At 39.6% G+C, this 12,462-nt stretch carries 10 protein-coding genes and 3 tRNA genes; 10 read left to right on the forward strand and 3 right to left on the reverse strand.

Annotated features, from left to right (window positions below; genetic code table 11):
- Nucleotides 1-23: 23 nt before the first annotated feature.
- On the forward strand, nucleotides 24-1,226 hold the full coding sequence (locus SYJ56_RS16330) for a pyridoxal phosphate-dependent aminotransferase (RefSeq protein WP_323835922.1): 1,203 nt from the start codon (nucleotides 24-26) through the stop codon (nucleotides 1,224-1,226).
- 81 nt (nucleotides 1,227-1,307) lie between these two features.
- The gene (locus SYJ56_RS16335) at nucleotides 1,308-2,018 is read left to right on the forward strand and encodes a glycosyltransferase family 2 protein (RefSeq protein ID WP_323835924.1); all 711 of its coding nucleotides are present in this window, start codon (nucleotides 1,308-1,310) and stop codon (nucleotides 2,016-2,018) included.
- Nucleotides 2,019-2,042: 24 nt separating this feature from the next.
- On the opposite strand, the gene SYJ56_RS16340 is transcribed toward SYJ56_RS16335, so the two are convergent.
- Nucleotides 2,043-2,876, reverse strand: a complete 834-nt coding sequence (locus SYJ56_RS16340) for an FkbM family methyltransferase (protein ID WP_323835926.1) — start codon at nucleotides 2,874-2,876, stop codon at nucleotides 2,043-2,045.
- A gap of 148 nt (nucleotides 2,877-3,024) precedes the next feature.
- Here SYJ56_RS16340 and SYJ56_RS16345 point away from each other — a divergent pair, with 148 nt between their 5' ends.
- From SYJ56_RS16345 to SYJ56_RS16375, 7 genes are all read left to right on the forward strand, one after another.
- The gene (locus SYJ56_RS16345; RefSeq protein ID WP_323835928.1) at nucleotides 3,025-3,732 is read left to right on the forward strand and encodes a hypothetical protein; all 708 of its coding nucleotides are present in this window, start codon (nucleotides 3,025-3,027) and stop codon (nucleotides 3,730-3,732) included.
- A gap of 434 nt (nucleotides 3,733-4,166) precedes the next feature.
- A complete protein-coding gene (locus tag SYJ56_RS16350) occupies nucleotides 4,167-5,153 on the forward strand; it encodes a DUF4421 domain-containing protein (protein ID WP_323835930.1) in 987 nt (328 codons plus the stop codon).
- 65 nt (nucleotides 5,154-5,218) lie between these two features.
- Entirely contained in the window at nucleotides 5,219-6,763 is a 1,545-nt protein-coding gene (gene amaB / locus SYJ56_RS16355) for an L-piperidine-6-carboxylate dehydrogenase (protein WP_323835932.1), read from the forward strand.
- A gap of 134 nt (nucleotides 6,764-6,897) precedes the next feature.
- Nucleotides 6,898-6,972, forward strand: a tRNA-Val gene (locus SYJ56_RS16360).
- A 46-nt stretch (nucleotides 6,973-7,018) separates the two neighbouring features.
- Nucleotides 7,019-7,093: transfer RNA gene (locus SYJ56_RS16365), tRNA-Val, on the forward strand.
- A gap of 36 nt (nucleotides 7,094-7,129) precedes the next feature.
- Nucleotides 7,130-7,384, forward strand: a complete 255-nt coding sequence (locus SYJ56_RS16370; protein ID WP_323835934.1) for a GIY-YIG nuclease family protein — start codon at nucleotides 7,130-7,132, stop codon at nucleotides 7,382-7,384.
- Nucleotides 7,385-7,435: 51 nt separating this feature from the next.
- Nucleotides 7,436-7,500 (forward strand) — tRNA-Phe (locus tag SYJ56_RS16375).
- 93 nt (nucleotides 7,501-7,593) lie between these two features.
- Here the strand turns inward: SYJ56_RS16375 and SYJ56_RS16380 are convergent.
- Nucleotides 7,594-9,420, reverse strand: a complete 1,827-nt coding sequence (locus tag SYJ56_RS16380; RefSeq protein ID WP_323835936.1) for a TonB-dependent receptor plug domain-containing protein — start codon at nucleotides 9,418-9,420, stop codon at nucleotides 7,594-7,596.
- Nucleotides 9,421-9,585: 165 nt separating this feature from the next.
- Between SYJ56_RS16380 and SYJ56_RS16385 the strand changes: the two genes are divergently transcribed.
- A complete protein-coding gene (locus SYJ56_RS16385) occupies nucleotides 9,586-11,544 on the forward strand; it encodes a M1 family metallopeptidase (protein WP_323835938.1) in 1,959 nt (652 codons plus the stop codon).
- A 431-nt stretch (nucleotides 11,545-11,975) separates the two neighbouring features.
- Here SYJ56_RS16385 and SYJ56_RS16390 read toward each other — a convergent pair whose 3' ends face one another.
- Nucleotides 11,976-12,407, reverse strand: coding sequence for a VOC family protein (locus SYJ56_RS16390; RefSeq protein WP_323835940.1), 432 nt, complete (start codon nucleotides 12,405-12,407; stop codon nucleotides 11,976-11,978).
- Nucleotides 12,408-12,462 lie beyond the last annotated feature (55 nt).

The following is a 12,462-nucleotide window of genomic DNA, read 5'->3' on the forward strand; positions in this document are numbered from 1 at the left end:
TTTGTAAAAAAATCTCTCAAACAATGAATTCTATTTTATCAGACCGGATAATCAATATGGAGGAATCAGCCACTCTTGCCATGGCAAAAAAAGCAAGAGAGCTGAAATCCCAAGGAGTTGACATCATCAGCCTTAGCTTAGGTGAGCCTGACTTCAAAACTCCGAAGCATATCCAAGAGGCAGCAAAAGATGCAATCGACGAAGGAAAGTACTTTTCATATCCTCCGGTAGCAGGTTATCAGGATCTGAGGGAAGCTATCGCAAAGAAGCTTCGTGAAGAAAATGAAATCGCTGAAGCAAAAGCTGAAAATATCGTAGTATCTACAGGTGCTAAGCATTCCATTGCCAATGTATTTATGTGCATGATCAATGAAGGGGATGAAGTGGTAATCTTCTCGCCGTACTGGGTTAGCTATGCCGAGATCATCAAATTGGCGGGTGGAGTTCCTGTATTGATCGAAGGTACGTTAGAAAATAACTTCAAAGCGACTGCGGCTCAACTAGAAGCTGCCATCACTCCAAAAACCAAAGGAGTCATTTACTCTTCCCCATGTAATCCTACAGGCTCTGTATTCAGCAAGGAAGAGCTGGAAGCAATTGCAGCAGTAGTGAAAAAGCATGAGAATATCATGGTAATCGCAGATGAGATCTATGAGAAAATCAATTTTGCAGGCAGGAATTACAGCATCGCTTCTTTCCCGGGAATGTTCGAAAGAACAATCACTGTCAATGGTTTTTCTAAAGGATATGCGATGACTGGCTGGAGAGTAGGTTATATCTGCGCACCAGTTTGGATGGCAAAAGCTGTAGAGAAAATCCAAGGTCAGTTCACTTCCGGAGGAACAGGTATAGCTCAAAGAGCTGCTTTGGCGGGAATTTCTGGAGATCAAACTCCAACCACTGAAATGGCAAATGCCTATTTAAGAAGAAGAGGCTTGGTGTTGGACCTGCTTCGTGATATCCCAGGCATCAAAACTCACGTGCCAGAAGGAGCATTCTATTTCTTTCCGGATGTAACTGCTTTCTTTGGCAAGTCTGCCAAAGGACACGATGTGAAAGATGCTGATGATCTTTGTTTGTATCTCTTAGCAGAAGCGCATGTTTCACTTGTGACTGGAGCTGCATTTGGAGCACCAGCATGCATCAGACTTTCCTATGCTGCATCTGATGAAGAACTGGTGGATGCACTAGGCAGAATGAAAAAAGCCTTGGGCGAACTAGCCTAATTAAATATCTCTGAACCCCGGCAAATGTCGGGGTTATTTTTTGCCTAGCGAGAAAGACTTATTTTTGGGAAAAATTACCCTATGGCTGAAGTAATCGTAATCACCCCAGTTAAAAATTCTCTTGAAACGACCCTGGATACGGCTCGAGCAATTGCTGGCTCCACGATAGAATTGAGGCATATTATTTTTAACGACTTCAGTACAGAGGAGACCAAAGCAGGATTGGAGCAAAATCAGTCTGCAATAGGATATGAGTTGATTCATCTCGAAGACCATACTGATCATCCTTCGCCTAATTACAAACTTGTATTGCAAATGGCTCAGAAGATGGCAATGGAAGCAGATTTGCCACTTTTGGTAATTGAATCAGATGTGGTGGTGAAGCCAGAAACGATCGCTGATTTGCTGAATTTTCAAAAATCTAACACCAAATCTGGTTTGGTAGGATCTGTAACAGTTGATGAAAATGGTATTGTGAATTTCCCTTATCTGAAATTCAAAGGAGTGAAAGAGTCTGTGATGGATACTTCAAGAAGTTTGAGTTTTTGCTGTACGCTTTTCTCCACAGAATTTTTAAAAGCGTATGATTTCATGGGATTGGACGTGGCTAAAGATTGGTATGATACATTTATCTCAAAGAAATCAATCGAACTAGGATTCAAAAACCATGTACTGATGAATGCTCCTGTTTGGCATAGACCGCATGCTAGCAGACCATGGAAACAACTTAAGTATAGCAATCCTCTGAAATATTATTTTTTGAAGTTTTGGAAAGGGATGGACAAAATCTAAACTTGATCTTTGGCTGATCATATTTTAATTCGGAGTAATGAAAAATTTCTGAAATTGACTTTTCCCCTCCTTTAAAGCCAGCGTGTCCCTACCAAATTTTGCTAGTTGATATCCATTTTCTGTAAGCATGTTATAGCAAGACTTAAGATCCTTGGGATTGAGGTTTTCATTTTCAAAAATGATGGCTTCTGGTTGGGTTTTAGCAATGTCAAAGATCTTTATTACCTCTAAATCATAGCCTTCTGCATCGATTTGTAATAAGTCAATTTTTGATATTTGATACTTTTTAATCAGTGTATCGGGAGAGATGACCGATACTTCGTTGTAACTGATCCTGTCTTTTGGATTTTCGGGTATTTGGATGCCCTCTTTGATACAGTTTTTTTCTACCACTCCGTTTTTAAAAGCCAACTCTATTTTGTCCAAAGAAAAAGATGCCAATCCAGTAGCCCATCTACTTTCGCTAAATGCGACTTTGTATAATTTTTGACTCCCATCTTCTGATCCTATCGCTGCACAGATAGGATGTATTCCTTTATCATGTTGATAGATTTTGGATAATTCAGTTGTGAAAACTTTGGGTTGAGGCTCAAGCAAAACACCTTTCCAATGATCTCTTTTGATGAATTTATGAATGGGGTCATGGGTGATTCCATCATTGGCACCAACTTGGATTACGTAGAAATTCCCCAGTTTCGAGAGGGAATACGCTGAGAGAAATTCTGATAGGCTTCCTTTTTTTGGCTTATAGAGATGTTTGTAATATAATGTAAAGACCGGATGGTCGTTTGCACTCAAATTAAACCTTAGATTCTTCCAGAATGTCTTAAAGGTCGACTTCACTTTGTGTTTTATCATGTAGCTTTATTTGTAGTGTGGGTGGCCGTATTTCATTTTTTGAGGAAAGATTCAAAAATAGTTAATATTTTACCTGAAAATTCCCTGTCTTCAACTTCATGAAAAATTAACGATAACTATTGTTAATTTTTGACGATCTAAACCAGTTATGCCCAAAACCCTAATATATTCTATAGTTACCAATAATTATGATCATGTAAAACCTGCTCCAAAATATTCTGGCTTTGATTTTTGGTTATTTACAGATCAGGAGAATCTGGAAGTAGAGGGCTGGAAAATAAAACTGATACCCAAATCTGATAATCCAATCAAGCAACAAAGGCAAATCAAGATCAATAGTTGCAAATACACCCCTGATTATGATTTGACTATTTATATTGATGGGAATATGGAGTTGATCAGGAATCCAAATGATTTATTGAAGAAGCACTATTCAGGTGGATTTTTGACTACCTGTCATCCTAAACGATCAACGTTATTAGCAGAAGGAATGGAGATTGTTAGAAAAAGGAAGGATCTAGAGCAGAATGTACTTGCTACATTGGAGTTTGCTAAACACGTCGGATTCAAGGATGATTTGGGGCTTTACGAAACAGGAGTGCTGATCAGGGACAAATCTAAAGATGTAGAAAGGTTGGAGCTAAAATGGTCGGAATTACTGGAAGAATATTCACACCGTGACCAGCTGACATTACCCATAGCTTTGCATCTTACCGGAGTAGAAATCTCCTCAATTCCGCGATCAATCACATTTCATTATGTAAAGATGAATCGCGGTCATAGAATTTCATTAAAGTTTAAGAATAACCAAGAGAGTTGGTTATCTAAAATTATTTCCAAGTTTACTAAAGTATAGATTTTGAATAACTACATTTTACATGAAAAAAATGATTTAGTTACAGAATACGTAAGTGATATTTATTTAAAATCATGCTAATGGTAAAGATTGAATAAATCCTGTTGATGTATATTTTGACATAATAAAAAAACCATGAGTAAAAAAGGTAAAATATCCAAACAATAATTTGTTTAATAGAAGTGAATTTATAACTTTATTACGGTGATTAAACAACTTTTCAACAATACTTGACTTTTTCAAACAATGGATTCTTATAATAATCCATTTTTCTAACTCAACCTGTTTCAGAGAAAATCCGGATTTCGATCCGGATTTTTTTTTGATCAATTTTTAATGAACTTTCGGCGCCAATGTTTTATGGTTTCCAGCTTATGGTTCTTGAAAAGAGAATAAGATTTTTGTTTTTTGTTTTTTGTTTGGTCTGCTCAAATGTGCTAGCTCAAGATAAAAGTCCCAATTTAGACACTGCATACATTGAGACGACAGACCATCTCTTTGCAGCGAGACTGTATTTATCACATAAGTACACGGATTTGTTGATTCGCGTGCCTGGCGAAAACAGGGAATACTTATTTGAAGCTAACTCAGGCCTAAACTTAGGATTGGGCGTTACTTACCAGACTTTCACTCTTAATGTTGCGGTTCCTTTCGGGTTTATGAATCCTGACCGCCAAAAAGATTGGCCATTTTATCTGGATCTTCAAGTACATGCATATCCCCAAAAATGGATTTTTGATTTTTATGGGCAGTTTTATAGAGGTTACACTCTGGATGCGAAATACTTGGAGAATTCAGATGAAAAATATCTTCGGGAAGATATGAAAATGAATTCAGTTGGGCTAAATGTCAATTACTTGTTTGGAGGGGAAAAGCTATCTCTCTCAGCGGCGTTTAATCAGGTTGGAGTACAGAAGAAATCTGCCTTTTCACCTTTTGTGGGGTTTGAAGGTTATCTGGGCGGTGTGAAAGTAGATTCTCTTTTGCTTCCTACCGCTGAGTTTGTTTCGGACTTAAATTTTGATGATTCCAGTTATTTGCAGTTTGGACCAAATGCAGGTTTAGCAGGCACACTTGTTTTTGGGAAGGGCTTTTTCTTGACAGGAGTAGCTTCTGTTAATTATAGCATTGGCTATTCAGAGTGGAATAGAGGAAATGATACATTCAAGAAATGGGGAGGAGTGCCTACCTACCTGCTGAGGGGCTTTTTTGGATTTAACAATAAGATATTTTCTGCCAATGTGAATTACGTGTATAAAAATTTAAATCTTATATCTAATAATCCTTTTGACCAAGCTGTTAATACAGGCAACTATCGATTCAATATTATCTATAAATTCGAAATAAGCAGGAAGTTTTCAGAATGGTTTTATAGAATCAATCCAATGCGTATCATTAATAAGAACATAGATCCGTATTGAATCAGGAGGCATAAATCTCCATTTAGAATTGAATTTCACAAAAATTAAAATCCACCTTAATAGTAATGACTGATCAATTTGGAATCCAAGAGTCCCTTCGAAAATTGGGAATTGAAGCAAAAAACCTTGGCGTATCTTCTGGAGTAGAATGGCAGGATTCGGGAGAATCTTATATCTCATCTTTTTCACCAGCTGATGGAAAGGTAATTGCCGATGTACAAGTTGCAAATCAACAAAATTACGATTCAATTATTGCTCAAGCTCAAAAAACATTTGAAACTTGGAGAGTCGTTCCTGCTCCTCAAAGGGGAGAAATCGTAAGGGAAATAGGGAATGCTTTAAGGGAAATAAAAGCTGACTTAGGGAAGCTTGTTTCCTATGAAATGGGAAAATCATATCAGGAAGGTTTAGGAGAAGTGCAGGAAATGATCGATATCTGCGATTTCGCAGTTGGTCTTTCTCGCCAATTATACGGACTTACTATGCATTCTGAGCGTCCAGGTCATAGAATGTATGAGCAGTGGCATCCACTAGGAATAGTTGGTATTATATCAGCTTTTAATTTCCCTGTTGCTGTTTGGTCTTGGAATGCTGCTTTGGCCTGGGTTTGTGGAGATGTTTGTCTTTGGAAGCCTTCCGAAAAAGCTCCTCTATCAGGTATTGCTTGCCAGAAGATCGCAGCAAAAGTGTTCCAAAAACATGGAATGCCTGAAGGGATTTGTTCACTTATCATTGGAGATTATAAAGTGGGAGAGATGATGTCTCAGGATGCCCGTGTGCCATTAGTTTCTGCAACAGGGTCTACTCGAATGGGGAAACGTGTAGGCGAGGCCGTTGGTCGAAGATTGGGCAGATCCTTATTGGAGTTGGGGGGCAACAATGCCATCATTATTACTCCTGAAGCAGATATAGACATGGCGATTAGAGGAGCCTTATTTGGAGCAGTGGGCACCGCTGGGCAAAGGTGTACTTCCACACGAAGGTTGATTATTCATTCAAGTGTGTATGAAGAAGTGAAAAACCGATTGGCAAATGCTTATTCAAAATTGGTGATAGGAAATCCTTTGGATGAGAAAAACCATGTTGGGCCAGTAATCGATAAAGATGCTGTAAGCATGTATTTGGCAGCCACAAAAAAAGTAATAGAAGAAGGAGGAAAAGTTGTAGTAGAAGGAGGTGTTCTCGAAGGAGTTGGATTTGAATCTGGCTGCTATGTAAAACCGGCGATTTATGAAGCTGAAAATCATTTTGAGATTGTTCAACATGAGACCTTTGCTCCGATTTTATATTTGATCAAATACGATACGCTGTCTGAAGCAATAGCGATTCAAAATGGGGTGCCGCAGGGACTATCATCTGCTATTATGACTACGAATATGAGAGAAGCTGAAGCGTTTTTATCGGTGGCTGGATCTGACTGCGGGATTGCAAACGTGAATATTGGGACTTCAGGAGCAGAAATAGGCGGTGCTTTCGGAGGGGAAAAAGAAACAGGAGGAGGCAGAGAGTCCGGGTCGGATGCCTGGAAAGCCTATATGCGCCGTCAGACAAATACTATTAACTACTCAGCAGAGCTGCCGCTTGCGCAGGGGATTAAGTTTGATATTTAATTACCTAGGAATTCCGCTTTAAAATATTTTTATAAATATTTGTTCTCATTTTCAATGTATTAGGTTTTATGTGTTGAATTGTATTTGGTAAAAAGGAAATAGAAATTACCTTTGCATTCCATTTGGGACACAATGGGAGTTTAGCTCAGTTGGTTCAGAGCATCTGCCTTACAAGCAGAGGGTCGGGGGTTCGAATCCCTCAACTCCCACGTAGCAAATTATTTTCCAAACGAGGAAAACATGCATTCTCATTTTGGGAGTTTAGCTCAGTTGGTTCAGAGCATCTGCCTTACAAGCAGAGGGTCGGGGGTTCGAATCCCTCAACTCCCACATTCAATCCCGAAGATTCGGGATTTTTTTTGCTTCATGGCCTGCTATTTTTACATATTGCACTCTACCCAACTGGACAACTTCTACCTAGGACATACCTGCGAGATACTTGAGGAACGGTTAAGAAAACACCTTTCCAATCACCGTGGATTTACTGCTAAATCAAAGGACTGGAAAATAGTTTACTACGAAGAACATATTGACAAAAAGGCAGCCTATCGTAGGGAAATAATTGTCAAGTCATGGAAAAGCAAGAAGAAAATCATTGAGTTAATCCAAAGTAGAAGCTGAAGAGTTACTTCTACTTAAGCAACCTTGTTTTTTAATACTATTGCCTTAATTGAGATTTGGCTCAGAGCATTCCGATAAAATCGGAAGGGTCGGGGGTTCGAATCCCTCAACTCCCACATTCAATCCCGAAGATTCGGGATTTTTTTTGCTCAAAAAAAGAGACTGCTTCATGATTAAGACAGTCTCTTTTTATGTGGACATATTCTTGTTTACTCCAAATTCAACAGAAATCCAGCTCGAAACCAACGTCCTGGCATTTGAACGGTGCCGGATTCTATATAATCCGTATTCGTAATATTGGATGCCTCTGCAAAGAATCTGATTTTCCCGTTTCTATTGTAATCAGCCCTAATATCCAGCAGGAAGTAAGGATCTTGATTCATACGCTCCATACACCTCATTTTAGTGTTCCATTCCAGTTTTTTCCCTATTCCCAACATTACGCCTCCTATCAGTTGATTTTTAAGCGCACTAAAGGCGTAGCGAGTTTCTATTCCCGGTTGATTGATCAGGTTTGCATGGATGTAATTATAAGAAAGCATTAGCTCCTTGATCTGTATTGTTCTACCATTCGGACTTACCCGGTAATTTAATGAAGCTTCTATTCCATTGAATTTCACCTCACTGAAATTCTGTGGCTGCCAAGGCGTGTCCTCATCAGTTCTTGTCCATTCGATTAGGTTGTCTGTGCTTCTGTTGAAATATACCAGTTCTGCAAAAATCCCCGATTTAGACCATTTGGCACCGATCTCGAAATTCTGCGCCTGCTCTGGGAGGAGTTTGTCATTGCCAATATTGGTAGGACCTTGATAGTACAGGTCATTGTAAGTCGGGATTCTGTAGCTTATTCCATAGCCTGAATAAAGTCTAAGGTCTGATGTTGCCTGAAAACCAAGTTCTGCTCCAGGGAAATGCTTCCAACCGTATTCTGAATAGTAATTGGAATATACTCCAGCACGCAGATCTACCCTGGTCCCAAAATTGACCATTTGCTCCAAAAAGATTCCCGTAAGCACACGGTCATGATTTCCAAGATTTGTGCTTTCGATGGCTTCCTTTCTAGTTTCTACACCAAAGCCAGTTTTACCAATTTTGGTTTCAAAATTTCCATTTGCCTCTAATGCAAATACATCTGTTGTGTGATTGTTTTTATAGAATTCCGGCTCATTTCTCCTGAGTACATATTCATCTTGATTTCTCCGGAAATACCCTCTCGTGTTGAGATAGAAATTTTCGAGAGTTAAGGTATGGCTCAAGGAAGCAAGAGTAGTCTGCACACTTTCCCACTGATCTGGAAACGAACTGGAGTAGAATCCATTCGCACCGAAGCTGCGGTCGGTATAGGCTATCATTCCCTTCAGTCCATTTTTTTCATTGATATCCAGACCTCCTTCGTAGAAGATGTTGCTCACTTGGTAATCTGAATTGTACCAATGACCATTCGAGTCATCGTAGGAGACGGCCAAGTTTTGCTTGTAATTCCCCAAAGGCAGAGAACCGGCAAAATTGATTCCTTTCATCCCAAAGTCCCCGGCATAGCCTTGGACTCTGGCATATCTTTTATCGCTGAGCTCAGTTATTACATTGATCGCACCAGCGTAGGCGTTTTGGCCGAAAACCCGTGAAGCTGGCCCTTTTAGCACTTCCACTCTGTCTATATTGACCAATGGCAACGGAATATTCATCATGTGATGACCAGTTTGCGGGTCGCTGAGTTTAATTCCATTGAGAAGCATAAGTGTCTGCTCAAAAGATCCACCACGGATACTTACATCTGCCTGGACACCAGTTACTCCCCGCTGGCGTATATCCAGACCAGGCACAAAAGAAAGCACTTCTGCAAGACTTCGCGCTGGTGCAGTTTCTATCTGAAGCTTACTTATCAGAGATATATTTCTGCTTTGCTTAGAAAAAGGAAGTTGAATTCTGTTTTCCTGGATCATTACTTCACTTAAGTCCTGAGTGGTGGTATCTGTTTGAGCATATACTGTAAAGTTTAATGCCAAGCAAGTCACAAAGAGTACTGATTTTTTCATGGGTTGGGTAAAATTTGTAAATAGTAGCTCAAAATTGGCCTTAAAATATGCCTTTTCCAATAATGCTAAATTTCTAAAAATTCGTTAAAGGGAAGAATCTCATGTAAAACATACAGGTGCTTAAAGGAGCAATTCTTACTTTTGAAACTAAATCAAAAAAATAGTATGCGCAGGAAAATTATAGTTGGTCTGCTTGTTACCGGGGCTATGCTCGGAGGAATCAGCAGTTCTTTTGCTCAAGAAGTAAAGGAAAACAACCAGAAAGAATTTGGTGAATTTATCAACCGAAAGGGGACCTATACTCGGTCTGCTTCGGGCAAACCGAATGTGGGTTACTGGCAAAATAAAGCCGATTATCAGATCGCAGTTACGTTGGATGATTCGACACACACGCTTTCAGGTAAGATCACCCTTACTTATACCAATAACAGCCCTGAGACGCTGGATTTCATCTGGATGCAGATGGAGCAAAATAGGTTTACGGAAGATTCTCGTGGTACTCTGACTACACCAATTCAAGGAAACAGATACAATGGTGATATAGATGGGGGCTATGATGTCACTAATTTGCAGGCAAAAGTGGGTTCTAAAGGGTCTGTTTCTACCAAGCACATTGTTTCTGATACCAGAATGCAAGTTTGGTTTAACGAGCCTATTCCTGCCAAAGGTGGAACAGCGACTGTTTCCATGGATTTCTCTTTCAAAGTTCCGGTAAAAGGAATGGACAGAATGGGGAGACTTGAAGTGGAAGATGGCTGGATTTACGCATTTGCACAATGGTACCCTAAAGTAGCGGTATTTGACGACGTGGAAGGATGGAATATAGAGCCTTACTTGGGCGCTGGAGAGTTCTATCTAGAGTATGGTGATTTCGATTACAAAGTTACTGTGCCTTATGATCACATCGTGGTAGGTTCTGGCGAGCTATTGAATCCAAAAGAAGTGATGAGTAAAGAGCTTCAGAATCGCTACTCAAAAGCAAAAGACAGCGATACTACGACAATGCTGATCACTGCTGACGAGATAGCAAACACTGAATTGACCAGACCTAAGCAGGATGGAACTGTCACTTGGCACTTTGCCATCGAAAATAGCCGAGATGTGGCTTTTGCTTCATCAAAAGCATTTATCTGGGATGCTGCGAAAATTGACTTGCCTAGTGGAAAGAGAATTTTGGCACAGTCTGTTTATCCTAAAGAATCGGATGGTCAGGAAGCTTGGGCAAGATCAACAGAATATAGCAAAGCTTCCATCGAGCATTATTCTGAAAAATGGTTTGAATTTCCATATGCGACTGCGACTAACGTAGCGGCAGACATAGGGGGAATGGAATATCCAGGGTTGAACTTCTGCAGCTACAATTCCAAGGGTGAAGGACTTTGGGGAGTGACTGACCACGAATTTGGTCACAACTGGTTCCCAATGATCGTAGGTACCAATGAGCGTCGATATGCATGGATGGATGAAGGATTCAATACTTTTATAAACCATTATAGTACGAAGGCATTCAATGATGGAGAATACCCATCCACCTTGAATGAAACCCGTAGATATTTAAACTTCTTTACTAGCGAGACTAGAGAAGGTATTGATACATATCCAGATGTAGTTAATGTTAGTAATTTGGGAATGTTAGCGTACAATAAGCCTGCAATGGGTTTATTGATGCTTCGTGAATATATCTTGGGCCATGAACGTTTTGACAATGCATTCAAGTCTTATATCAAGACTTGGGCCTACAAGCATCCTCAGCCAACAGATTTCTTCAATCATATGGAAAATGTAGCTGGAGAGAATCTTTCTTGGTTCTGGCAGGGATGGTTCTATGGAACCGGTAATATTGACTTGGGTGTAAATGCTGTAATTCCTTATGCTGGAAATTACGTGATTGTACTTGCCAGTAAAGGTGATATGCCAATGCCTGTGCAATTGGAAGTGACTTTTGAAGATGGGACAAGTGAGCTTAAGATGCTTCCGGTAGAAATCTGGCAGCGAGGTGACACGTGGAACTACTTGTTGAAAACAGATAAAACTGTGAAATCAGTAGTAATCGATCCTGATAAGCTCCTTCCGGATGTGAATCTTGGAAATGACAGCTGGCCACAAAATGTTTACGAAAAATAAGAATAAAAAGCCCGGATGTAAGTCTGGGTTTTTATATAAAATTTTTTTCGAGTCAGAGTCCCGAAGTTTTGACAAGGATGGCACAATTAATTTTTTAAAAGTCACCGTGGAAAACTTCACGATTATTAATCCCCAAATAGAAACGATTGTTTAGAATGTACAAATACTCATCATAAAATGGTGGAAGTGATTAATCTCTATAACTCAGGGTTACATCCAAGGGTGTTGATTGTTTGTTTGATATAGTCCATCTCCAAAAATAAACTTGAATATGTGATGTGGCAGTTAGGAGACTGCAGTGATTAGAGCACAAGTCATGAGACTCGCGCTAGCAGTGCCCTAGATGAAACCCCAGATAGAGTTGGCAGAAAAAAAGTGGACTCTCGTCGTTAAGCGTGAAAATTCACCTTTAAATAACTTGGTTTTTAGAATCAATAATCATCATTGATTTCTAGCCAAAGACCATCCGGATCCTGAATGTAAATTTGGCGAATTCCATCCACTCGGACAGTTACTTTTCCTTTTTCTCCAGGCCAGCTTTCAAATGGATAATTAGTGTTTTCTAATGTCTTAATAAAGGCATTCATGTCTTCCATGCTGAAGCAAAGATGATTCACCTTTGAGATTTGAGTAGGAATGTTAGGTGCCTCAATGATATGAAGTGCAGCACCTCCTCCGATATCATACCATGCATGCACACCATCTTTGAAAGGTTCTTCAATCTCTTTCAAACCTACTATTTTCTGATAAAATTCCTTGCTGGAATTCAAGTTGCTTACATGTACCGCAATGTGGTTTACTTTGATTTGGGCAAAAGTGCTCATAGTGATTCCTAACAATAAAAAGGTGAATAAGGCTTTCATGGGCTTATGGATTTTAGATAGCTTAATGTTAGCATTTTTGAAGGTGGATTGAAAA

This window comes from Algoriphagus aurantiacus (genome assembly GCF_035156405.1).
In the GTDB taxonomy this organism is placed as follows: Bacteria; Bacteroidota; Bacteroidia; order Cytophagales; family Cyclobacteriaceae; genus Algoriphagus; species Algoriphagus aurantiacus.

What these genes read in the sequence shown, in the direction of transcription:
- SYJ56_RS16380 (WP_323835936.1), bottom strand. Translation starts at nt 9,420, where the DNA reads ATGAAAAAATCAGTACTCTTTGTGACTTGCTTGGCATTAAACTTTACA.
- SYJ56_RS16335 (WP_323835924.1), top strand. Translation starts at nt 1,308, where the DNA reads ATGGCTGAAGTAATCGTAATCACCCCAGTTAAAAATTCTCTTGAAACG.
- SYJ56_RS16370 (WP_323835934.1), top strand. Translation starts at nt 7,130, where the DNA reads ATGGCCTGCTATTTTTACATATTGCACTCTACCCAACTGGACAACTTC.
- amaB (WP_323835932.1), top strand. Translation starts at nt 5,219, where the DNA reads ATGACTGATCAATTTGGAATCCAAGAGTCCCTTCGAAAATTGGGAATT.
- SYJ56_RS16390 (WP_323835940.1), bottom strand. Translation starts at nt 12,407, where the DNA reads ATGAAAGCCTTATTCACCTTTTTATTGTTAGGAATCACTATGAGCACT.
- SYJ56_RS16330 (WP_323835922.1), top strand. Translation starts at nt 24, where the DNA reads ATGAATTCTATTTTATCAGACCGGATAATCAATATGGAGGAATCAGCC.
- SYJ56_RS16345 (WP_323835928.1), top strand. Translation starts at nt 3,025, where the DNA reads ATGCCCAAAACCCTAATATATTCTATAGTTACCAATAATTATGATCAT.
- SYJ56_RS16385 (WP_323835938.1), top strand. Translation starts at nt 9,586, where the DNA reads ATGCGCAGGAAAATTATAGTTGGTCTGCTTGTTACCGGGGCTATGCTC.
- SYJ56_RS16340 (WP_323835926.1), bottom strand. Translation starts at nt 2,876, where the DNA reads ATGATAAAACACAAAGTGAAGTCGACCTTTAAGACATTCTGGAAGAAT.